At 47.6% G+C, this 21046-nt stretch carries 22 protein-coding genes and 1 riboswitch; of the genes, 18 read left to right on the top strand and 4 right to left on the bottom strand.

The genetic code is table 11. The annotated features are described in order from the left end of the window. Positions 1 to 2: 2 nt before the first annotated feature. From IEW88_RS05295 to IEW88_RS05370, 16 genes are all read left to right on the top strand, one after another. A complete protein-coding gene (locus IEW88_RS05295; protein WP_147903347.1) occupies positions 3 to 884 on the top strand; it encodes a FliM/FliN family flagellar motor switch protein in 882 nt (293 codons plus the stop codon). Further along, entirely contained in the window at positions 884 to 1240 is a 357-nt protein-coding gene (locus IEW88_RS05300; RefSeq protein WP_147903348.1) for a FliM/FliN family flagellar motor switch protein, read from the top strand. The genes IEW88_RS05295 and IEW88_RS05300 overlap by 1 nt, the downstream gene beginning before the upstream one ends. After that, positions 1233 to 1970, top strand: coding sequence for a flagellar type III secretion system pore protein FliP (gene fliP, locus IEW88_RS05305; RefSeq protein ID WP_147903349.1), 738 nt, complete (start codon positions 1233 to 1235; stop codon positions 1968 to 1970). The genes IEW88_RS05300 and fliP overlap by 8 nt, the downstream gene beginning before the upstream one ends. Further along, complete coding sequence (locus IEW88_RS05310) at positions 1967 to 2236, top strand: flagellar biosynthetic protein FliQ (RefSeq protein WP_053422872.1); 270 nt, start codon at positions 1967 to 1969, stop codon at positions 2234 to 2236. The genes fliP and IEW88_RS05310 overlap by 4 nt, the downstream gene beginning before the upstream one ends. 7 nt (positions 2237 to 2243) lie before the next feature. Continuing rightward, entirely contained in the window at positions 2244 to 3020 is a 777-nt protein-coding gene (gene fliR / locus IEW88_RS05315) for a flagellar biosynthetic protein FliR (protein WP_147903350.1), read from the top strand. Between the two features lie 14 nt (positions 3021 to 3034). Further along, entirely contained in the window at positions 3035 to 4189 is a 1155-nt protein-coding gene (gene flhB, locus IEW88_RS05320) for a flagellar biosynthesis protein FlhB (RefSeq protein WP_147903351.1), read from the top strand. Beyond that, positions 4186 to 6258 (top strand): flagellar biosynthesis protein FlhA, encoded by a 2073-nt coding sequence (locus IEW88_RS05325; RefSeq protein WP_147903352.1) that lies wholly within the window; start codon positions 4186 to 4188, stop codon positions 6256 to 6258. The genes flhB and IEW88_RS05325 overlap by 4 nt, the downstream gene beginning before the upstream one ends. A gap of 331 nt (positions 6259 to 6589) precedes the next feature. Beyond that, a riboswitch (cyclic di-GMP riboswitch) is annotated at positions 6590 to 6678 on the top strand. A 194-nt stretch (positions 6679 to 6872) separates the two neighbouring features. Beyond that, the gene (locus IEW88_RS05330) at positions 6873 to 7709 is read left to right on the top strand and encodes an OmpA family protein (protein ID WP_147903353.1); all 837 of its coding nucleotides are present in this window, start codon (positions 6873 to 6875) and stop codon (positions 7707 to 7709) included. Between the two features lie 17 nt (positions 7710 to 7726). After that, positions 7727 to 9040 (top strand): sigma-54-dependent transcriptional regulator, encoded by a 1314-nt coding sequence (locus tag IEW88_RS05335; protein ID WP_147903354.1) that lies wholly within the window; start codon positions 7727 to 7729, stop codon positions 9038 to 9040. Between the two features lie 19 nt (positions 9041 to 9059). Beyond that, positions 9060 to 9377: a flagellar hook-basal body complex protein FliE gene (gene fliE, locus IEW88_RS05340; protein ID WP_147903355.1), complete on the top strand. Its 318-nt coding sequence runs from the start codon at positions 9060 to 9062 to the stop codon at positions 9375 to 9377. Between the two features lie 12 nt (positions 9378 to 9389). After that, positions 9390 to 11132, top strand: coding sequence for a flagellar basal-body MS-ring/collar protein FliF (gene fliF / locus IEW88_RS05345; protein ID WP_147903356.1), 1743 nt, complete (start codon positions 9390 to 9392; stop codon positions 11130 to 11132). Further along, positions 11113 to 12132: a FliG C-terminal domain-containing protein gene (locus IEW88_RS05350; RefSeq protein WP_053422864.1), complete on the top strand. Its 1020-nt coding sequence runs from the start codon at positions 11113 to 11115 to the stop codon at positions 12130 to 12132. The genes fliF and IEW88_RS05350 overlap by 20 nt, the downstream gene beginning before the upstream one ends. Position 12133: 1 nt before the next feature. After that, positions 12134 to 12775: a FliH/SctL family protein gene (locus IEW88_RS05355; protein ID WP_053422863.1), complete on the top strand. Its 642-nt coding sequence runs from the start codon at positions 12134 to 12136 to the stop codon at positions 12773 to 12775. Continuing rightward, on the top strand, positions 12768 to 14093 hold the full coding sequence (locus tag IEW88_RS05360; protein WP_147903357.1) for a FliI/YscN family ATPase: 1326 nt from the start codon (positions 12768 to 12770) through the stop codon (positions 14091 to 14093). The genes IEW88_RS05355 and IEW88_RS05360 overlap by 8 nt, the downstream gene beginning before the upstream one ends. A gap of 4 nt (positions 14094 to 14097) precedes the next feature. Then, a complete protein-coding gene (locus tag IEW88_RS05365; RefSeq protein WP_147903358.1) occupies positions 14098 to 14520 on the top strand; it encodes a hypothetical protein in 423 nt (140 codons plus the stop codon). Positions 14521 to 14617: 97 nt separating this feature from the next. After that, entirely contained in the window at positions 14618 to 15169 is a 552-nt protein-coding gene (locus IEW88_RS05370) for an SRPBCC family protein (RefSeq protein ID WP_147903359.1), read from the top strand. Between the two features lie 27 nt (positions 15170 to 15196). Here IEW88_RS05370 and IEW88_RS05375 read toward each other — a convergent pair whose 3' ends face one another. Beyond that, positions 15197 to 16555, bottom strand: a complete 1359-nt coding sequence (locus IEW88_RS05375; RefSeq protein WP_147903360.1) for a phosphohexomutase domain-containing protein — start codon at positions 16553 to 16555, stop codon at positions 15197 to 15199. Between the two features lie 219 nt (positions 16556 to 16774). Between IEW88_RS05375 and IEW88_RS05380 the strand changes: the two genes are divergently transcribed. Together IEW88_RS05380 and IEW88_RS05385 are read left to right on the top strand one after the other, a co-directional pair. Beyond that, positions 16775 to 17308: an AidA/PixA family protein gene (locus IEW88_RS05380; protein WP_185148547.1), complete on the top strand. Its 534-nt coding sequence runs from the start codon at positions 16775 to 16777 to the stop codon at positions 17306 to 17308. A 280-nt stretch (positions 17309 to 17588) separates the two neighbouring features. Next, a complete protein-coding gene (locus IEW88_RS05385; protein WP_147903362.1) occupies positions 17589 to 17834 on the top strand; it encodes an XRE family transcriptional regulator in 246 nt (81 codons plus the stop codon). 14 nt (positions 17835 to 17848) lie between these two features. Here IEW88_RS05385 and IEW88_RS05390 read toward each other — a convergent pair whose 3' ends face one another. The 3 genes from IEW88_RS05390 to IEW88_RS05400 form a co-directional block, all read right to left on the bottom strand. Continuing rightward, positions 17849 to 18253, bottom strand: a complete 405-nt coding sequence (locus IEW88_RS05390) for a hypothetical protein (protein ID WP_147903363.1) — start codon at positions 18251 to 18253, stop codon at positions 17849 to 17851. Continuing rightward, positions 18253 to 19947 carry a S41 family peptidase gene (locus tag IEW88_RS05395; protein WP_147903364.1) on the bottom strand — a complete coding sequence of 565 codons (1695 nt, stop codon included), beginning with the start codon at positions 19945 to 19947 and terminating at the stop codon, positions 18253 to 18255. The genes IEW88_RS05390 and IEW88_RS05395 overlap by 1 nt, the downstream gene beginning before the upstream one ends. A 173-nt stretch (positions 19948 to 20120) precedes the next feature. After that, on the bottom strand, positions 20121 to 20951 hold the full coding sequence (locus tag IEW88_RS05400; RefSeq protein WP_147903365.1) for a hypothetical protein: 831 nt from the start codon (positions 20949 to 20951) through the stop codon (positions 20121 to 20123). Positions 20952 to 21046 lie beyond the last annotated feature (95 nt).

A 21046-nucleotide genomic window follows, 5' to 3' on the forward strand; every position in this document is an offset into this window, starting at 1 on the left:
GGATGATTCTTACAGAGACACAGCAGAAGTTGTTAAGCGGGGATTTAGCATTAGCCGCTACGCCTTATGCCTTAACCCGGCAACAACGCAGTTTTGAAGTTGCCAGCCAAAGATGCAAGAGCCGCCTGGCGGATCTAAGTAAAGCTTTGCAGGCTGAATTGGGTCGGATGTTGACCGATGTAGTCTTTGAGCTGGACCTGAATTTATGCAGTGGTGTAGGCCTGGAAAATTGGTTGGCAGAACCCGGAATTTTATTATTGGACGCCGCTTTGCCGCTGGACAAAGAACGGCTGTGTTATATGTCGATTGACCATCAGGCTGTGCACAATATGGCTGACTTATGCCTGGGTGGGCAGCTGACAGACAAGACGCAAATCCAGGAAAAAGTTGAATTCAGTAGCTCTGAAAACCGTATTTGCTGTCGTTTATTACAAAAACAAGTCCAGGCTCTGATGCAATTGCTGTTTAACCAGCATTTACCTCTGACTGCACATTTGTATAAGCAAAAACTGCAGCTGGACGCTTTTAGTTATTTGCCACTCAAGGTACGGCTGATTTTAGAGAAAGAAGCAGTCAGCTGGTTTTTATGGCTACCTATTGAGCTGTTATTGCAGGAGAACGATGAGTTATTTAGTGCTGATAGTTCTCAAGGTGAAGCTTTGTTCGTCGATTGGCAGCAGGTACCGGTGCGCTGCACTGTCGAAATGGCCCGTAAGCAAGTCACAGTCAAACAGTTGCAAGACTGGTTACAGGGAGAAGTATTGGCCATAGAGCTGTTTAGCTCTATGCGGTTCCAATTAGGTAAACAAGTGCTGTTTCATGGCACTGTGGCCGAAGAAGGTCAGGTATTAATGTTCCAGGTGACGGAAAAACAGGAGAAATAATGATGAGTAATGTGCAAACAAATGCAGACAGCATGATGGATGACATCAGTATGCTGGATATGGGGGAGTTATTTGGTGAGGACAAAACTGAAAAACCGGCCGGAGCATTGGGTATGGACATGTTCCGTGATGTGCCTCTGACCGTGACCTTAGAAGTGTCCAGCACCGAAGTTACCTTAGGTGAGTTGAGTGGGGCTGAAGCTGGTGATGTATTGCCACTGGATAAGCCTATTGGTGAACCTCTTGATGTCAAAGTGAACGGGGTGTTATTTGCTAAAGCTGAAGTGGTGATGGTCAACGGTAAATACGGCTTGAAGTTTGTCTCTACTCAAAACAGCCCGACCCGTCATGCCTAAGATCTTACTGACTCTGGCCGCACTGCTGCTGCCTTTGGGGCTGTCAGCTCAGGATCTGACCTTGTTGTCTGTGACGGACAGCGCAACAGGACAAGATTACAGCGTGAAACTGCAAATTTTGCTGTTGATGACGGTGTTGAGTCTGATCCCCGGCATAGTGCTGATGATGACCTCTTTTACCCGCATTATTATAGTGCTGGCTATTTTGCGTCAGGCGCTGGGGTTAGCCCAAAGCCCGCCAAACCGGATTTTAATTGGCATAGCTTTGATGTTGAGTCTGCTGATTATGAAGCCTGTCTGGCAGGATATTTACCAGAATGCCTTCAAACCTTATCAGGCTGAAACCCTATCTTTGGAGCAGGCGATAGCCCGGGCTGAACAGCCGGTACGGCAATTTATGCTGGCACAAATTCGTGAGAACGAACTACATCAGGTGTTAAAAATTGCCAATGAGCCGACCACCAGAGCAGCGGCAGATTTAACTTTTGATGTCTTGTTACCGGCTTTTGTATTAAGTGAACTGACCACAGCTTTTCAGATAGGTTTTATGTTGTTTATCCCCTTTTTGATCATCGATCTGGTGGTCGCCAGCGTGCTGATGTCTATGGGTATGATGATGTTGTCGCCTTTGATTATTAGTTTGCCCTTTAAGCTGATGATTTTTGTGCTGGCGGATGGCTGGTCTATGGTGGCAGGCACTTTAGCTGCCAGCTTTGGAGCTGCGCCATGAATCCGGGTATGGCGACACAGCTGATCAGCGACGCCATTTTTACTATTATCGAAATGTTACTGGTGCTGATAGTGCCAGGTTTGATCCTGGGTATTCTGGTGGCCGTGTTCCAGGCGGCTACGTCGATTCAGGAACAAACCTTAACCTTTTTACCTCGTATGTTGCTGACACTGTTAATGGTGGTGTTTGCCGGGCATTGGCTGATCCAGAAGTTACTGGACTGGTTTGCTAATTTAAGTCAAATGATCCCGGCCATCTTGGGGTGAGCAACTCATGAGCTCGTTACTAAGCCTGACAACAGATCAATTGATGGTGTGGTTTGGCACCTTATGGTGGCCTTTTGTCCGGTTGGCGGCTTTTTTCTGGGCCTTGCCTGTATTTGATAATCCTGCTGTGGTCCCCAGAGCCCGTATTATTCTGGCGCTGTTTCTAAGCTTTTTACTGGCGCCTTCTGTTGAGGTCAAAGCCATAGATCCTTTTTCTCTGGAAGGGGCTGTAGTGACGCTGGAGCAGGTGATTTTTGCGGTCATTATGGCCGGTGCAGTGCGGATGTTATTTGAAGTGCTGGCGCTGGTGGGCCTGATGATTTCGATGCAAATGGGTTTGTCTATGGCCATGATGATGGACCCGGCCAGTGGAGACTCAGTCTCGGTATTAAGTCAGTTATTCTGGGTAATGACAGCGCTGCTGTTTTTCGCTTTAAATGGTCATTTGATCAGCCTGCAAATTATGGTCGACAGTTTTAGTCTCTGGCCTGTTGGTGTCAGTTTGTATCAGTTGGATCTGATGCTACTGATAAATTTATTTGGCTGGATGTTTGGTGCCGCTTTACTGGTTGCTCTGCCCGCTATTATTGCCATGCTGCTGGTGAACTTAACCTTTGGTATTGCCAGTCGCTCTGCTCCGAGTATGAATTTGTTTTCTTTAGGTTTTCCGATGACCCTGTTGTTGGGTTTTGTCTGTGTGTTTTTGACTTTAAGCCAGATGGGTAATCACTTTTCTGTTTTAGCCGAGCATGTGCTGGGCGTGATGCAACTGGTGATGAGCTGAGGGGCTAAGTCGTTATGTCAGAAAATACCGGTCAGAACAAAACCGAACAACCCACAGAGCAGCGACTCAGGAAATCCCGTGAGGAAGGGCAGGTTGCCCGCTCCAAAGAGCTGAATACGGCGCTGCTGTTGCTGCTCGGCAGTGCGGCGTTATTGTGGTTTGCCGATATGTTTATGCAGCTGTTTTATCAGTTGGTGCAAAGCAGCTGGCAACTGGATAAAGATGCGCTAAAACAAGGTGATTTAATGACAGGGGCTATCGCTGATGCCTTGCTTGCTATGCTGGGTGCAAGCCTGCCTTTTCTGCTGACTTTGTTTATTGCCAGTTGGGTCGCAGGTATTTTGCCGGGAGGCGCGATTTTTTCCAGTAAATTGCTTGGGCCTAAATTCAGCAACATGAATCCTATTGCCGGTTTAGGCCGGATGTTTGGCAGCGAAAGTCTGGTTGAACTTGGCAAATCTATTTTAAAAGTCTTATTGCTGGGGTTCTGTTTATGGGGCCTGATGAGTCATCTGGCGACCCGCTTATTGTTTTTACAGCGGATGGATCTGGCAACAGCAGCCAAAGATGGCCTGGAAGTGTTGTCCTTCAGTCTGATGGTGCTGGCTTTGGTGCTGTTAATAGTGGCAGTCATTGATGTGCCATTTCAGCAATTTAAAGTGGCTAATAAGCTGAAAATGACCAAACAGGAAGTGAAAGACGAGCGTAAATCCACAGATGGCAACCCGGAAATTAAAGGCCGCATTCGACAAATTCAGTACCAGATTGCGAGCAGACGTATTGAAGACAGAGTACCGACTGCTGATGTGATTATTACCAACCCGACTCACTACGCCGTCGCGCTGAAATACTCAGAGAAGAAAGCCAAAGCCCCTTATGTGGTGGCCAAAGGCGTCGATCAAATGGCGCTGCGCATCCGTGAACTGGCGGCTACTCATCAGCTGGAAATTATTGAATTACCGCCGCTGGCCCGGGCAATTTATTTCTCCACCCGGGTTGATCAGGAAGTGCCTAAAGGTTTGTACACAGCTGTAGCTTATGTACTGACTTATGTGATGCAACTCAAAGCTTATAAACAGGGGCGAGGCCAAAAACCTGCGCCTATTCCCGATATTTTTATTCCGTCCAGCCTGCAGAAACAGGCCAATGAGCGAGGAAGTACATTGTGAACTGGCGTTCTTTAACTCAACCGTACACCGCAATTCCTGTGTTATTGCTGGCCATTTTGGCCATGGTGGTGTTGCCTTTACCGGCCTGGCTGCTGGATGCGTTATTCACTTTTAACATAGTGCTGTCGATCATCGTGCTGTTGGTGGCGGTCTCCAGCCAAAAACCGCTGGATTTCTCTGTGTTTCCGACTGTGTTGCTGGTTGCGACCTTAATGCGCCTGACGCTGAACGTGGCGTCTACCCGGGTGGTGTTGTTACACGGCCATGAGGGCACTCATGTGGCTGGTAATGTGATCCAGTCTTTTGGTGAAGTGGTGATAGGCGGCAACTATGTGGTCGGTATGGTGGTTTTTATCATTCTGATGATCATCAACTTTGTGGTTATTACCAAAGGTGGCGAGCGTATTTCTGAAGTGGCAGCCCGTTTTACCCTGGACGCCATGCCGGGTAAACAAATGGCGATAGACGCCGATTTAAACGCTGGTTTAATAGCACCGGAACAAGCCAAAGAACGTCGTCAGACCATAGCCAAAGAAGCCGACTTTTATGGTTCTATGGATGGTGCCTCTAAGTTTGTCCGTGGTGATGCCATTGCTGGTTTAGTGATCTTAGTCATTAACCTTTTAGGTGGTGTGGCCATTGGTGTCTTTATGCATGGCCTGGGTTTGGGTGAGTCATTCCAGCGTTTTGCTTTATTGACCATAGGTGATGGTTTAGTCGCTCAGGTGCCATCCTTACTGATGTCGGTCGCTGCCGCTATTATTGTCACCCGGATGAATGACGAAGGTGAAATGTCGGACGAAGTGGGCCGACAGTTATTGGCCTCCCCCCGGGTTTTGCTGACCGCGGCTTTGATTATGACAGTGCTGGGTTTAGTGCCAGGTATGCCAACAGCCGCCTTTTTAATTTTTGCTGCGCCTTTATATTTTGCCGCCTGGCGCCTGCAGCAAAAAGCGGATGGTCGCAGTTACACTGAAGTTGAAGCACTGACCGAAAAAATCAGTCAGGAACCTGCGGCTCTGGTCTGGGAAGATTTGCCTTTTATCGATCGGGTCTCCGTCGAGCTGGGCTTCCGCCTGGTCTATCTGGCCGATAAAGAGCAGGGCGAAACTTTATTACAAACCTTAAGAGGGGTACGTAAAACCCTATCAGAGCAATCCGGCTTTTTATTGCCTGAAGTGCGGGTGCGCGACAGCTTAAAACAAAATCCTCAGGAGTATCGGATTAAACTGGCGGGAGTGCCGCTGGTATCGGGAAAATTGCAACCGCAAAAGCTGCTGGCTCTGAATACAGGTGATATTTATGGTCAGATGGACGGGGAGTTAACTGTTGATCCGGCCTATGGCTTAGAAGCGGTTTGGATTGAACCAGAGCAAAAAGCCAAAGCGTTAAATTTAGGCTATTCAGTGGTGGATGCCGCTACCGTCATTGCTACTCATGTTGGCAAAGTGATCAAAGAGAATCTGGCCGATCTATTTTTATTTGAGGATATTAAACAATTTAACAAACGCCTGGCGCAGGTGGCCCCAACTTTGGCTGAGAGTTTAGAAAAGGCTTTAACCCCTAATCTGCAACTGAAAGTCTATCGTTTGTTACTCAAAGAGCAGGTCAGTTTAGGCGATGTAGTGACCATAGCCACAGCTTTGGTGGATAGTGCTGAAGTGACCAAAGATCCGATCTTACTGACCAGTGATGTGCGCTGTGCGCTGCAACGCGTGCTGGTAAAACAAGTGTTGGGAGAGAGGGAAGAGCTGGCGGCTTATAGTCTGGATGAGAAGCTGGAGCAAACCTTACAAAGTGCGTTAAATCAGGCGATGCAGGCAGGTAAGGTGGCGCTGGATAGTTTCCCTGTGGCGCCTAATTTACTCAGCCAATTTCAGCGTGCTATGCCGCAGGTGAAAGAGCAAATGCAGCAACAGGGTTATCAGCCAGTGTTGGTAGTTTTACCACAATTGCGGCCTTTACTGGCGCGTTATGCCCGTACTTTTACCCAAGGCTCGCTGGTAGTGTTGTCTTATAACGAAATTCCAGAGCAAATTCGGGTCAATGTATTAGGAACTTTAGGTTAAAAGGCGACTAAATAACAACAAAAAAGATCTGGCCTCGAGCCTTTTGTCGCTTAAAAGGATAGTTTTGTCGCAATTCAGCCTGAATTCAGGTTAAGGCCTGGCTTTGTAACCAAAAGGTCATGTGTTATAGTTAGAATTCGCATGTTATTGAACTGTAAATGTTTTTTAAACATGCTTTCGCAATAAACCAGATTATAGTTCTATGGCTGTTTTTTGACTAAATGATTGAAGGTCATGAAAATAAAGCTTGCAGCCAGTTTTTTTTTGTTTATTGTAGAGTATTAAGTGAGAGTTCATTTTTGTTCAGAACCTCATTTTTCTAACAAGCTTAGAAATTAAAAGGCAAACTGGCCTAAAGGTCAGGACGCAAAGCCTCCGGTCTAAGGATCCAAAAGGATCTACGATAGCGGGGTTGCATTAGCAAGCGGTCACCCAAAAGGTGAACCTGTAGGTTGATCAATACTGGTCAAGCCTCGGTTTTGCCTGTTCAGGTGGATACACCACAGATCCGTCCAGGATTTGGCTGTATGCCTGTCTGCTTTTTTTGCCTTTTAATACTGTTTGTGGTTGACGTTTTTGTCGATTGCGGTTGGGCGGTTTAAAAGGATGAACCTGTGATTATTTCTTTGTTAGGTCTTTGGCTAACATCGGCTGTAGCTACTGCTCCGCAGTACACGCCCGCTATGGATCAATCAGAGTGGCGTATCAGCGGAGATCAGTTTCAGTGCCGGATGGAGCAGGATCTGGGCGCTATGGGTACTCTGGCTTTTAGTAAAGAGCCTGCCCGTGCTATTGAAATGCAACTGACTATGCATGCCGCGCATCTCGAGTTACAGGATGTGCAGGGCCATGTAGTCACTGCTGGCTGGCAACCTGAGCAGGTTGCGCCTGCGGTACAATTTTCCCCCACTTTTATTAATGCCAAAGTAGCCCGTTTTATTGAGCAGGTGCCTGTTGTGATGCAGCAGTTACAGCAGGGGTATTGGCTACAACTGATGCTGGATCTGCCAGGTCAGGAAATCACCCTGACAGTGCCTAATATCAAATCCACTTCAGCGCTCGCGCAATTCCAAAGTTGTATTGACGCTTTATTACCTTTGTCCTGGGCTCAGGCCCGCGAATTCCAACTGTTTTATCCACTGAATGAACGCCAGCCTTCAGCCGATGACACGGCTTACCTGAAAACCCTGGCACTTTATATTCAGCAAGACAAAGCAGTAAAAAAAGTACTGATAGACGGATATACCGACGATATGGGAAGCAGCATCGCCAACAGAGTGATGTCCGAAGAACGCGCCGATGAAGTCGCGTCACGTTTAATTGAATTTGGTGTCAGCAAAAACAAACTGGAAATCCGTGCCCACGGCAACAGATATCCCGCGGCTGCTGGTAACAAAACACAATCGCACAACAGGAGAGTACTGGTCCGTTTGATCCGTACTCAAAGCTGAAAGACAAGAGTGAACCCATGAACATGAAACATTTACTTTGGATTGAACAATGCCGGCCGGGACAGGACCTGATGCTTTGTGTCAAAGCTGAAGGTTTTCAGTTAAATCACGCCGCCGATCTGAGTGCCGTGCTGAACTCTTGCTCTTTGCATCAACCGGATATCGTAGTGATGGCTGCGGAACTGGCCGAGATTCGTACAAAAGACTTAATGCTTCTGTTGAAGAAGCAGCACCCCTCTTGCCAAATCATAGTGCTGGTGGAAAAAGATCAACATGCAGTGGCAGCAGAAAGCCTGAACTATGGCGCTATTGATTATCTGCTGAAGCCTTTTAATCAGCAGCAGTTACAAAACACTATCCGCAATGCGTCTTCGATCAGCCGCGGCTTAAAAGACTTAGTGGCCGTATCGCTGGGCAGTCGGCAGGTGTTGCAACTGGCCAATCGCGCTGCGCAAACTGATGCCACAGTACTGTTGCATGGTGAGTCGGGCACAGGTAAAGAGCGTTTGGCCCGTTATATCCACAATGTCTCTGCGCGTCGTGATCAGGCCTATGTCGCAGTGAACTGTGCTGCAATTCCCGACAATATGCTCGAAGCCATGTTGTTTGGTTACAACAAAGGTGCCTTTACCGGTGCCGTCAGTCAGCAAATTGGTAAGTTTGAATCCGCCAATGGCGGCACTTTACTACTGGATGAGATTTCTGAATTACCACTTCCATTACAGGCCAAATTACTGCGGGTATTGCAGGAGCGTGAATTAGAACGTTTAGGCAGCAACAGTAAAATTAAGCTGGATGTGCGTGTGATAGCGGCCAGTAACAAAGACTTGCGTCAGTTGGTAGACCAGGGGTTGTTCCGTCAGGACTTATTTTATCGGCTGGACGTATTACCACTGAGCTGGCCTGCGTTACGCGAACGCAAAGACGACATTATTCCGCTGGCTGAATTTTTTGTACAGAAGTATGCCGATGGCAAATATGTGCTGAGCAAAGAAGCCAAAGCAGCTTTGTGCCAATACAGCTGGCCAGGCAATGTGCGGGAGCTGGAAAACGTGGTGCAGCGTGCTTTGGTGATGGCACGTGGTATTGAAGTCCAGGCCATTGACCTGAACTTGCCTCTGCCAGCAGTGACAGCTCCAGAATCAGCCAGCATTAACCATCTGAAACTCAACAAGAAGAATGCCGAATTTGATTACATCCTGGGTGTACTGAACCAATTTAATGGTCACAGAACCCGGGCTGCAGAGGCTTTGGGTGTAAGCACCAGAGCCTTACGTTACAAACTGGCCGCTATGCGTGAGCATGGTGTCGATATTGATGCAATAGCTTAAGCAGCAGGAAGGATTAGCTATGATTTCCCCGTTAAATACCCAAAATGTGTTACTCAGCCAGTTTGACCAATTGCAGCAAATTGCCAGCAATGAGCAGGTGATGCCTGCACAAAACGACAGTTCGGTGTCCGGTGATTTTGCTTCAGCGTTACGCTCTATCAATGCGCAGCAAAATCTGTCGTCAGAAATGATGGCGGCGGTCGATGCGGGCCGTAGTGATGATGTGGTAGGCGCTATGGTTGCCAGCCAAAAAGCAGATTTAAGTTTTTCGATGTTGTTGCAAATCCGCAACAAAGTGATGAATGGTGTCGATGACATCATGCGTATGTCTCTGTAAGGCGGGTTTTAAATGAAAACTGAATTGGCAAAAGCTCTGCCTGTGGCGGCTTCAGACAACAGGCTACGGGAAAAAGTTATTAACTTATCCAGTAAAATAAACTGGTTACCTAATGGCGATAAAAGCCTGGCATCCATTGCTTTGCTGGCGACTTTAGTTGCCGCCACTATAGTGGTGATCCTCTGGACTTCAGCAAAGAATTTTGTGCCTTTGTATGGTAATCAGGAGCATTACGATAAAGCCGGGATAGTGGAAATTCTGGATAAAGAGCAGTTTCCATTTCGTATCGATACCGACAGCGGCAATATTATGGTGCCACAGGAACGCTTAGCCGATGCCCGCATTACGCTGGCAGCCCGTGGTATTAAAGCGGCTATGCCTGAAGGTTTGTCTGCAATGCAGGACAAAGTCACCATGGGCACTAGTCAGTTTATGGAGTCGATGCAGTACCAGCATGCTTTAGAAGGTGAACTGGCCCGCACCATTATTACTATGGATGGGGTGCGTAATGCCCGGGTGCATTTAGCTATTCCGAAACGGAATTTGTTTGTTGGCCGGCAGGAAGAAAAATCTGCGGCTTCTGTGATGGTGGATTTAGCTCCCGGTTATAACCTCAAATCTGAACAAGTCGAAGCTATTGTCAGCCTGGTTGCCGGCAGCATTCCAGGTTTGGATAGCCGCAATATTTCTGTTGTGGATCAACGCGGTAAGTTAGTCAGCGGCGATCTGTATGATGAAACTCCGGTTGGTAAAGAAACCGACAAAAAACTCGCCTTTATTGAAAAAGTGGAACGTTCCGTCGAAGAGCGGGCTTCTATTATGTTGTTGCCTATTTTAGGCGACGGCAATTACCGTATTCAGGTGTCGGCTGATGTCGACTTTAACGTGGTGGAAGAAACCCGTGAAGCGCTAGATAAAGAAGGCGTGTTAAAAAGTGAAAACAGCAAAACCGACTCTATGTTGGACCAGCTGGCGATGGGCATTCCTGGTTCTTTGGCCAATCAGCCGCCTGTGCCAGCCCAGCCAGGCGCAGCTGCTCCTGCAGACAACAATGAACGTACCTCACAACGTAATGAAATGCGCCGTGAATTTGATACCGGCAAAGCCATTACCCATACCCGTTATGAAATAGGCCGGGTGCGCAGTCAAAGTGTATCCGTGCTGGTGAATGAAGCTGCTGCAGGTGCAACCCCCTGGACTCCAGAGCGTTTAGCTCAGTTAGGCGAAATGATCAAAACCGCGACCGGCCATCAGGCTGAACGGGGTGATCAGTTCAATATCACCAGTTTCAGTTTTGTCCCCAGCGATGCTGCAACTCAAATGGAAGGCATGGCCTGGTGGCAGATGCCTGAAATGAAAGAATATTTGCGTTATCTGATCGGCGCCATTATTGGTCTGGCACTGGTGATTTTTGGTGTAAGGCCTTTGGTTAATCATCTGGTCAGCCGTAAAAATAAAGAACAACACTCAGCCGCTGGGTTTCAGGGTATGGCTGGCGCACAGAATCCGGCCCAGATGCAAAATGCAGATCTGGCGACAGGGCCAGCCGTACTGGATGCCAAAGCCGATCCTGCTTTACCAAATAATCAGGCAACAGGCCCACAACACAGTATTCATTTGCCTGAAGTGGGCTCTGAATTTGCTCAGCAAATCAACCACCTGCAATTATTGGCTAACCGCGAGTCGGACCGGGTGACCGCAGTGATCAAATACTGGATAGAACGAGGAGTCAGCATTGAATCCGTTAAGAGCTGAGCAAAGCAAACAGATCTCGGATCTGGACAGAGCCGCTATCCTGCTGTTGAGCATGGGTGAAGAAAACGCAGCCTGTATTATCAAGAAGTTAGGCCGTAATGAAGTACGGGCTTTGTCGGAGCGTATGGCCAAGATTGCCAATGTGACGCAGGACGATGTGGCTACTATTCTGACTGACTTCTTTGATCAGTACCGCACCGAAAGTGGCGTTAGCGGCGCTTCACGTGTGTATCTGGAAAGGGCTTTGGATAAAGCTGTAGGCCGCAAATTAGCCCGTGGCATGCTGGATGATATTTACGGCGGCGCTTTGGCCGATGATGTACGTCGTCTGGAATGGGTACCTGCTGAGCTTTTGGTGCGTTTTATGGAGCAGGAACATATTCAGATGCAGGCGCTTATTTTGGCCTTTTTACCAGCCGAACAGGCCAGCACTATTTTAGGTTTATTTCCGGCGCAAAAACACGACGATATTTTGTTCCGCATTGCCAATATGCGTGAAGTCAGCGAGCACGTGATCGAAGATTTACGGTACACGCTGGAACGTTGTATTGAGTATGTTGGCGAACAGGTTGGTGCCCGTATTAACGGCGTGCAGCAAGTGGCCGACATTATGAACAGATACAGCGGCAATAAAGCTGAGGTAATGGATTTATTAAAAATGCACGACCTGGCAATGGCCGGAGCTATTGAAGACAAAATGTATGACTTCTACAGCTTAAGTCGCCAAAGCGAAGATGTGTTGAATCAGTTGCTGACCGATATACCGGACGAGCTTTGGGTCACCGCACTCAAAGGCGCCGATGTGGCGTTGACCGAAAGTATTCTGGCTGTGTTGCCCAAACGTCTGGCGCAGGTCTACCGTCAGCAAATTGAGACGATGAAACCTCAGCCTGTGCGTAAAGTCGAAGCGGCCCGTGCTGAGATCATGACTATCGTCAAACAAATGATGGCTGCAGGGCGACTGGAATATCGCCTCTATCCTGAAGAGACGGTAGGTTGATATGAGCGCTGTGCTGCAGCAGGACCAACAATTTCGCTTTCCCGTGTTGCAACGCAAGGATGGCAGCGCTACAGCGCAGCAACTCAGCGAGCAGTTTTATCAGCAAGGCTTCCAGGCTGGTGTGGCTGCGACTGAGCAAGAAGCATATCAGCGTGGTGTGGCTGAGGGTCAGCAGCAACTAGAGCAGTTCTGGCAAAAAGAGCTGGAAAAACAGCAAAACGAACTGAAGCAAAAGCAACAGCGGGCTTTGGATTTTCTCACCGAACAATTTAATCAGCAGCTCCAACATAAAGAGCAACAGTTGGGGCAGGAATTGTTATTGCTGGTACAGCAACTGGCCAGCACAGTGTTGCAGACTGAACTGGTGTTGCAGCCGTCTCTGTTACAACTGGCGATTGATCAGTTGTTGCCACAACTGGGCGCAACGGATCCTTTAGTCTCTATCCAGTTGTCTCAGGCCGATGCGTCGCTTTTTAACGGTATCCGCCATATTCAGCAGATCCCGTTACAGTTTGATGCCGCCTTGCCCTCAGGCCGGGTGCAGTTTAATGGTCGTCAGCAATTGCATCAGCTGGATTTTCAGCAGCGTTTAGAACAAGCCATGGTACCAGTGCGTCGGCAGTTGTTGGGCGAAGATGCGTAAGTCATTCAGCGACAGCCTGAGTCTGGCCAGAGCGCAAATTCAGCCACCGGACTGGGTGCATAGTTACGGCCGTTTGTTGCGCGTCAACGGCATGATTTTATCCGCCGCAGGTCACAGTTTTACCTTAGGTCAGCGCTGTCAGATTGAAAGCGAAGATGGTCAGTGGTTTGACGCTGAAGTGGTAGGTTTTGATACCGATCAGGCGTTTCTAATGCCATTAACTGCAGTAGATGGCTTAAGGGCTGGCGCCCGGGTCCGCACTGTCGCAACGGCCAGTCAGTTGCTGGTTTCCACCGAATTATTAGGTCGGGTACTGGACGGTTTAATGTGTCCACTCGATGGCAAAGCCGCCATTAAAACCGGCGATCGCATCAGCGCGGCATTACCAGCGGTGAACCCATTACAAAAGAAAGGCGTCAGCGCCCCTTTGGATGTAGGCATTCGCGCTATTAACTCACTGTTTACTGTGGGCCAGGGCCAGCGCATGGGTTTATTTGCCGGTTCAGGCGTGGGTAAAAGTAAGTTGCTGGGCATGATGACCCGTTATACCCAGGCCGATGTGGTAATAGTGGGCCTGATTGGCGAACGTGGCTGGGAAGTGAAAGACTTTATCGAACACAGCCTGGGACCTGAAGGATTAAAAAAAGCCATAGTCATAGCAGCACCAGCCGATCAGTCGCCTTTGCTGCGGTTAAAAGCGGCAGAGTTGAGTCACAGACTGGCGGCTTATTACCGCGACTTAGGTTTTAACGTCTTGCTGCTGGTCGATTCACTGACCCGGTATGCTCAGGCGCAACGTGAAATTGCCTTGTCTGTCGGTGAACCTCCAGCGACCAAAGGTTATCCTCCGTCAGTTTTTAGCAAACTGACACAACTGGTGGAAAAAGCGGGCAACAGTGCCGATAGCAAAGGCAGTATGACGGCTATTTATACCGTATTGGCAGAAGGCGATGACCAGCAGGACCCGATAGCAGACGCAGCGCGCGCTATTTTGGATGGTCATGTGGTATTAAGCCGGACTTTAGCCGAACGTGGACATTATCCAGCCATTGATATTGGCGCTTCTATTAGCCGCGTGATGCCACAAATAGTGCCGGATCAACAGCTGAAACATGCTTATGCCCTGAAACGATTGTATTCACGTTATTTACAGGTGCAGGAATTAATCCCTTTAGGGGCTTATCAGATGGGCAAAGATCAGGAGCTCGACAGAGCTGTGCAACTGTATCCGGCCATCGAACATTTTTTATGTCAGGGCTTACAGCAAAGCTCTGATTTCCAGCAATCCCAAGCCGATTTAACTAAATTGTTGAGTTAAGCCTATGTTGAAAAAATACCTGGAACAACAGCAAGCCAATTTAAAGCAAATGGGACAACGCCAGCAGCAGCTGAATCAGCAGGCCGCTAATGAAGAGCGGCGTCTGCAACTGCTGACTGAGCATATTTCCGGGATGGAACGCAGTTATCAGATGAAATCGGCTTTGGGTTTACAGAATCTGGCGTCGATGAAAACTGTGTTGCATGACATGCAACAACAGCAACAGCATAAAACTCAGGCAGCTTACGCTGAATTACAGCAACAGCAGCAAGTTTGCCAAAAACAAGTGGCGTACAGCAAAGGCATAGAAGCGGTGATCCATAACCGTGAATTTACCGCTCAGCAAAAACAGCAAAAAGCCGAGCAACAGCAAGCCGATGAAATTGCGATGCAGCTGTTTCAGTTGAAGCTAAGAAAGCCAGCCTGAACCTAGCATAGCTTAAGTCACTCTTTTCTATATCAAAATTTTCGGACTACACTGGTAGAGGGCTGTGTTTAGCCTTTATCACCAGAAGAGAGTCCTTATGAAACTTATAAAAATAATACTGATTGGTTTTTTGCTGGCTGTGGCGCTGGTGTTGCTGGCCGCTTTGGTGTTGCCTTCGTCTTATCAGGTGGAACGTAGCGTCAGTATCAATAAAGCCAAAGAGCAGGTGTTCAGTTACCTGGTGCTGCTAAAAAATCAGGACAATTTCAGTGTCTGGATGGCTTTGGATCCAAATGTGAAAAAAACCTATCAGGGTGAAGATGGCACTGTAGGTTTTGTGTCGGCCTGGCACAGTGAAAAGCAGGAAGTAGGCGCAGGCGAGCAGGAAATCAAAGCGATCAAAGCCGGTGAACGTATTGAGTACGAACTGAGGTTTTTACAACCTTTTGCATCAGTAGCACAGGCTTATATGCAACTTGAAGCACCGCAGGCCGATCAAACCACAGTTCGTTGGGGCTTTCAGGGTCATATGCCATATCCGATGAACCTGTTGCTGCTGGTGATGGATATGGAAGGACTGATAGGTAATGACCTACAACAAGGCCTGGATAAACTGAAACTGGTGCTGGAACAACCCGATGCAGGTTAAATCAAGGGGAACTAGTCCCCTTGTCGATTAGGCTAATGCAGTAATCAGTGCCGATACTTCAGTGATTTTTTGTTGCAGTAACTCACGATCCGCTCTGGTTTCAATATTGAGCCGCAGTAAAGGTTCGGTATTGGAGCTGCGTAAACTCAGCCGCCAGTCGTTAAACACCAAATCCAGACCATCGAGCAGGTCGATACTCTGCAATTCGGCCTGATAATGCTGTCGAATCGACAGCATGACCGCATCTGCGTCTCTCACCTTGAAGTTGATTTCATCGCTGCATGGAAATTGCTGTTGCAGTTGTTTCACCAGTGCCGAGAGTGGTACCGACTGCTGTGACAGCAACTGTGCCACCAGTAACCAGGGAATAGTGCCGTTGTCGCAGTAGGCAAAGTCGCGGAAATAGTGATGAGCACTGATTTCACCGCCATAAAGTGCATTTTCAGCGCGCATTTTTTCTTTCATAAACACATGACCGGTCTGACTTGGCACGGCGATGCCACCACTTTCGGCGACACTTTGTTGGGTGGCCCAATACAAACGAGGGTCATGTACAATTTTTTGCTTTGGGTTGGCGCTGAGTAAAGACTGCGCCAACAAACTTACGACATAATAACCATCAATAAACTGACCCTGTTCATCAAAGAAAAAACAGCGGTCAAAGTCGCCATCCCAGGCCACACCAAAATCCGCTTTGTGCTCAAGCACCGCCTGACTGGTCACAGCCCGGTTTTCGACCAATAAAGGATTAGGTACGCCAGTTGGAAAAGTACCATCAGGCTCAAATTCTAACGCTATGATCTGCAACGGCAGTTTTGGTGCTAAGGCATTAACGACCAATCCTGCGCCACCATGGCCAGCATTCATTACTACTTTGAGTGGCTTGAATTTGTCGGGCTGAATGTAAGTCAGCACGTGTTCGATGTAAGCTGGCAAGGTGGAGAGCTGCTGATGGTCCCCCTGTTGCACGGCGCTCTGACTAAAGTCAGCCGCAGCGACTAAGTGTTTGATCTGCTCCAGTTCAGTGTGCGCATTCAAAGGCACGGCGTTTTTTCCAACCAGTTTCATACCATTGTAATGGGCCGGATTATGGCTGGCGGTGATACAAATACCGGCATCTGCATTGAGGTGAAACACCGAAAAATACACTTGTTCTGTGCCACAAAGGCCAATATCTATGACTTTTGCACCGCCTTCAGTGAGGCCCTGCGCTAACGCTGCGCTTAAGGTCGGACTGGACAGGCGGATATCATGCCCAATCACCACAGTTTTTGCTGCTAACACCTGACATAAAGCCCGGCCTATCCGCCAGGCTAATTCTTCATTCAGCTGTTCTGGCACAGTGCCACGAATATCATAGGTTTTAAAACAGGAGACTGGCCACATAAGTTCGATTTTTCTGACGTAAATAATACCAGAGTATACCGCCTTTTTATTTCCACCGACATCTGAGGCTGACACCAAACTGACGCTGTTCTGAGACTGACCTTTTGTCTGCATCGGATAAGCTCTCTGTACCCAAAACTATCCACTATCAAGGTGGGAAGTGAATGGGGCAACAGCAACTCAGTTAATTATTTATTTCACTATGAAAAAGGAATGATCATGGCTCTTATCAATATTCTTGTTGCAGTGAATGCCTCTGAACTGGCATCACGTTTAGCTGATGGTTCTATGAAGCCTGGTTCTGTCAGCAGTCCAACCAATCTGGGGGCCTGGGGAGGCTCTGATGTCTTTGTCTCTATGATTGCTCAAAACAGCTATGTTGCCAGTGATCAGGGGGGGTCTGAGCTGGATATCAAAGCGAACTCAGGTGATACAGTACGCTGGACTGTCAGTACTTTTGACGGAGACACAGATTACACAGCGTTTTTATACAATGGCAGTTTTAACCCGTCTGCCAGCATTACGGCTTTGAATTACTTTAATATGCATACCAGTGTTTATCTGCCAAGTGGCTCAGATCCGGTCAATGGTACTTTACAGCTGTTCCACAACAATGCTTATGCGACCCAAGGTACTGTGATTGAAGCTGGTCAGAAAATTCAATACACCCTGAGCTTTAAACTGGTCAACAACAGCACCGGAGCCATTATTGGCTACTTCACCTGGGATCCATTTATCAGTATTTCGAACTAAATTGTTGTTGCAGACAAGGCCTGAGATTTCAGGCCTTTTTTCAGTCTGCTGCAAAGCCACACTACTTAACGCTCCGCTGGTCTATCAGGATTAAGCCTCGTTGTTGCATAACAGTTTAGGGGGCAATGTCGTATCAGTTTGGTCTCAGGTTAATCATATGTAAATTTTGAGCTGGACTAAAAGTAGTGTCAGGTTCATAATTTTGTCTCTTTTTTGAAAACAAAATCATGCAGACTTAACTACCGCCATGCTGTTTTCCAATTCATGGAGTGAAGGCCTTATGCAAGAAGCTCTGGTGTTAAAAGTGGAGTTGCTTAAATCACTGCGGCAGCAACGTTTTCTTAGTCAGGAAGATCTATTTAATGCCTGCCAGCAGCGTTCGTTGCGGGTCTCATTGGCGACCATTAAAAGGGCGGAGACAGGCAAAAAAGTCAGTTACCGCACAGTACGGGAATTGTCCGCATTTTACGCTGTGCCAGCTTTGTCTTTGGTACTGCAGGAATCAGCTGACTCCGGCCAGGTTTAGCTGGATTCTGAGCGTTACTTTTCAGGAAAACGTTGCTTTTCAGCCATACATTTTGCTTTGGTCAATACAAATAGTTGTCCTGATTTATTGTGTTTCAACTGGCACTGTCCCTGCTCAATTTGTAGGATAAACAAGTTAGCTAAATCCATATGACGGCCATCCAAAGGACGACCTTTATCATCCCGTAGCACCGCAGACTCGACCCAGATCTGGCTTTCAAATAAATAAACATTGTCGGCCAACTTTACCAAAGGGCCGCCTACGGCTTTTTGGATCTGTTGCTGTAGTTCCAGCTTCACTTCTGGTGAGCTTTCTGTCAGTACTGCAGGTTCTGCTACGGCCTGAACTTGCTGACAGGCGCTGACTATCAGCAACATGCTGCCTAAAGTGGCATATTTTAAAAATAAGGTTGTCTTCACTACTGCTGGTCTCTGATGGGTTGACGAATACTATTATTGAATACGTTGTCTGTTGGATTTTTGACTGCGAAGCCATCTGCTACAGCGGCGCCTGATAAAGCAGTAGCCAGAGTGGTTTTGGCTCCAAACTTATTCGTCGCAGCAGAAGCTGGCAGAGTCGGGCAACTATTATTTTCCATATAATACAATGCAGCTTCTAACATATCTTCCTGCTGGTCGCCTAAGGCTTTAGAGAAATCATCGGCCACAGGGCAGCCTTTCACATCAGCACTAAAGACAGGGTTGTTGGTTGGATTAAACCCATCTGCGTAGTCGCCAAATCCTTTGAAATTAATACCACTGAATTGGATGCTAAAGTAGGTTGTGCCGCAGTTGTCCTGTGGATAAAAACCATAAGGTTTGCCACAGGTTTTGCCCCCTATCTGAATGATTTCGACATCAACTCCCCTCAGTCCATTGATAAAAGCCTCACTGGCGGAGCAAGTATTGTCTGTGGTTAATACATAAATACGGCTTAAATTTAAACTGGGCAAGGTGGTATTGGTTAAAGTCCCTGCTTCGTAGTTTATTTCACGGCTGTAAAAAGGTGTGGGGTTTAAGCTGTCACCTGTGATTGGGTCTGTATTAGGATATTTATCGTTAAACCGTAAACGTTCAAAATATCTGCCCTGAATAATATCCGGACCCGTGACCATGTAACCCAATTGTGAGGCCAGGGCCAACAAACCGCCGCCGTTATAGCGTAAATCCACCACCAGCTCAGAAATAGCAGCTTCACGGAACAACTCAACAGCGTCAATCAGTTGTTGCTGCGCTGGCACTATATAGCTGTTAAATTGAAAGTAGCCCACAGCGCCGGAGTCGGTATTGATCACTTTTGCATTCTGTACCGCGCTGGATGCGACATCCGCTGATCTGAGCTGATAACTGACGTCGGTATTTTCGACGGTCCTGAATTTAAAACTATGTGTTTCGCCTGCACTGTCGGGAAACAAGCCGGCATTTAAGCTATTGACGCCGCTTCTGCTGTTTTCATTCACAAAATCTATGCCATCAACTTCAAGTAAAAAGTCACCTCTTTTGACCCCGGCCTGAGCAGCGGGAGAGCCGGGTTCGGTATAGGCTACAGTGAAAGAGCGTGGTGCACTGGTCGATACAACTGACCATTTAATGCCATAACCAGAGCTGACACCGGATTGAGATTGCTGTTGGTATTCAGCGGTATTTTCAGTGTAATGAAATTGATCTTTAGCTACGCCGGAATCTGTGACTGCTGTTGTTTTTAACAAGTCAAAATAAGCCGTGATGCTGTAGCTCGCGGGATCCACATCGGCAACTTCGCGATACCAAAGGTAGGTTCTGTTATTCCAGGAGCGTAGCCACATTTTCTCGTGCATGGCTGTGCCTGCTTTATCCGGGTAGGCACCTCCATTAAAAGGATCTGTGCCTGAACGCGGCGCTACACAAAAGTTTTTAAACTGAGATTCATCATTAAATTGACCTGCAGTCCAGATGGGAGCCGCCGGAATGGTGCTGCCAGTGCCACCATTACCCCCCGTATTTCCCGTGCCGCCGGTATTACCAGTCCCAGCAGTATTACCGGTACTGCCGCTCTCAGAACCGCCACCGCCACATGCAATTAAGGTTGTCAGAGCAAAGAAAAAGGATAAGGTGAATTTAACATTCTTTGACATTCTATCTCTCCATTTGACTGCACCACAAGGCTGGCGCTGCACGCCTTATGCCTCAACGGATCTTCTGTCAGTGTATGCCAGCTTTATGATTTTGGTTTGTTCAGATAGTAAAGCTTCCGGAGCTTGTTGTGTCAGTATATTTACATCAGACGGCAGGGCCTGAATAAGCCGTCTTAGCGCTCTGTGCCGGGATACTTTCGTTTTGCCGCACAGACAAAAGCAAAATTTCCGGGCATCACTAAATCTGGATGGCGAATTTTATTAAACAAAGCCCAGCCTCCTTTGTAGCGTCCGGGTTCAATACGATGCATATACTGGCCACCTTTTTGCCCATCCAGCATGGCGATCACTCTGTTACCTTCGACGACAAAACCATCTCCCGACGGATCGACAAAATGTCCCTTGGTCAGCAGGACTCTGTCGTTGCAAAGCTGAGCAGTAAACTGCAATCTGCGTTGCTGATCCCTGATTTTCAGAGTATTGACTTCATAGCTGTACTCCCAGTGTTCGGGGCTTTGTTTGAGTTCACCCTTTTCCACGTCGATCAGCACCTGACCTGCAGCATCTGACATCATAAAAGAAAAACATAACCAGCCGGATTCTGAATACAGAGTAAAAAACTCTTGCCCGTTCACCCAAATACAATACTGTTCAGTTTCCGTAGCAGCAAAGTCAGCATATACAGTATTCATCCCGACAGAGACCTGCACCCTGCGATGTGGATCAAAACTAAAACCAGGTTTATTGATACGTTGTTGGTTAAAAGGCTGATTAACACGTTCCGCCAGAGTGGAACGGCTCAGTAAGGTGCTGTTGAGTTGTTTTGCATGCAAGGGGCAAATCAGCACAGCAGACTGATGATTGGGCTGCTGGTAGTAACGAAATACAGGGGAGCCACAGAAAACGCAGCCATAAAAACACTGCTGGCGAGTTTGTAATTTTTGTTGTTGTGTCAGATCTGCTGCCAGAATTAATGCTGACTGATGTTCCTCAACTGGCTGCATATCGATAAAACCTGCACAAATTTGCTGTAAAATTTAAGTCTCTAAAGTAACTGAGTCACTCAGACTTTCACAATGGCTGAAAGCGGAAAAAGTTA

Origin of the sequence: Rheinheimera tangshanensis (assembly GCF_014645135.1) — a bacterium.
Taxonomy (GTDB): domain Bacteria; phylum Pseudomonadota; class Gammaproteobacteria; order Enterobacterales; family Alteromonadaceae; genus Pararheinheimera; species Pararheinheimera tangshanensis.

Excerpts from the sequence above, each read along its gene's own strand:
- IEW88_RS05295 (WP_147903347.1), top strand. The coding sequence starts at position 3 with ATGATTCTTACAGAGACACAGCAGAAGTTGTTAAGCGGGGATTTAGCA.
- IEW88_RS05300 (WP_147903348.1), top strand. The coding sequence starts at position 884 with ATGATGAGTAATGTGCAAACAAATGCAGACAGCATGATGGATGACATC.
- fliP (WP_147903349.1), top strand. The coding sequence starts at position 1,233 with ATGCCTAAGATCTTACTGACTCTGGCCGCACTGCTGCTGCCTTTGGGG.
- IEW88_RS05310 (WP_053422872.1), top strand. The coding sequence starts at position 1,967 with ATGAATCCGGGTATGGCGACACAGCTGATCAGCGACGCCATTTTTACT.
- fliR (WP_147903350.1), top strand. The coding sequence starts at position 2,244 with ATGAGCTCGTTACTAAGCCTGACAACAGATCAATTGATGGTGTGGTTT.
- flhB (WP_147903351.1), top strand. The coding sequence starts at position 3,035 with ATGTCAGAAAATACCGGTCAGAACAAAACCGAACAACCCACAGAGCAG.
- IEW88_RS05335 (WP_147903354.1), top strand. The coding sequence starts at position 7,727 with ATGAACATGAAACATTTACTTTGGATTGAACAATGCCGGCCGGGACAG.
- fliE (WP_147903355.1), top strand. The coding sequence starts at position 9,060 with ATGATTTCCCCGTTAAATACCCAAAATGTGTTACTCAGCCAGTTTGAC.
- fliF (WP_147903356.1), top strand. The coding sequence starts at position 9,390 with ATGAAAACTGAATTGGCAAAAGCTCTGCCTGTGGCGGCTTCAGACAAC.
- IEW88_RS05355 (WP_053422863.1), top strand. The coding sequence starts at position 12,134 with ATGAGCGCTGTGCTGCAGCAGGACCAACAATTTCGCTTTCCCGTGTTG.
- IEW88_RS05360 (WP_147903357.1), top strand. The coding sequence starts at position 12,768 with ATGCGTAAGTCATTCAGCGACAGCCTGAGTCTGGCCAGAGCGCAAATT.
- IEW88_RS05365 (WP_147903358.1), top strand. The coding sequence starts at position 14,098 with ATGTTGAAAAAATACCTGGAACAACAGCAAGCCAATTTAAAGCAAATG.
- IEW88_RS05370 (WP_147903359.1), top strand. The coding sequence starts at position 14,618 with ATGAAACTTATAAAAATAATACTGATTGGTTTTTTGCTGGCTGTGGCG.
- IEW88_RS05375 (WP_147903360.1), bottom strand. The coding sequence starts at position 16,555 with ATGTGGCCAGTCTCCTGTTTTAAAACCTATGATATTCGTGGCACTGTG.
- IEW88_RS05380 (WP_185148547.1), top strand. The coding sequence starts at position 16,775 with ATGGCTCTTATCAATATTCTTGTTGCAGTGAATGCCTCTGAACTGGCA.
- IEW88_RS05385 (WP_147903362.1), top strand. The coding sequence starts at position 17,589 with ATGCAAGAAGCTCTGGTGTTAAAAGTGGAGTTGCTTAAATCACTGCGG.
- IEW88_RS05395 (WP_147903364.1), bottom strand. The coding sequence starts at position 19,947 with ATGTCAAAGAATGTTAAATTCACCTTATCCTTTTTCTTTGCTCTGACA.
- IEW88_RS05400 (WP_147903365.1), bottom strand. The coding sequence starts at position 20,951 with ATGCAGCCAGTTGAGGAACATCAGTCAGCATTAATTCTGGCAGCAGAT.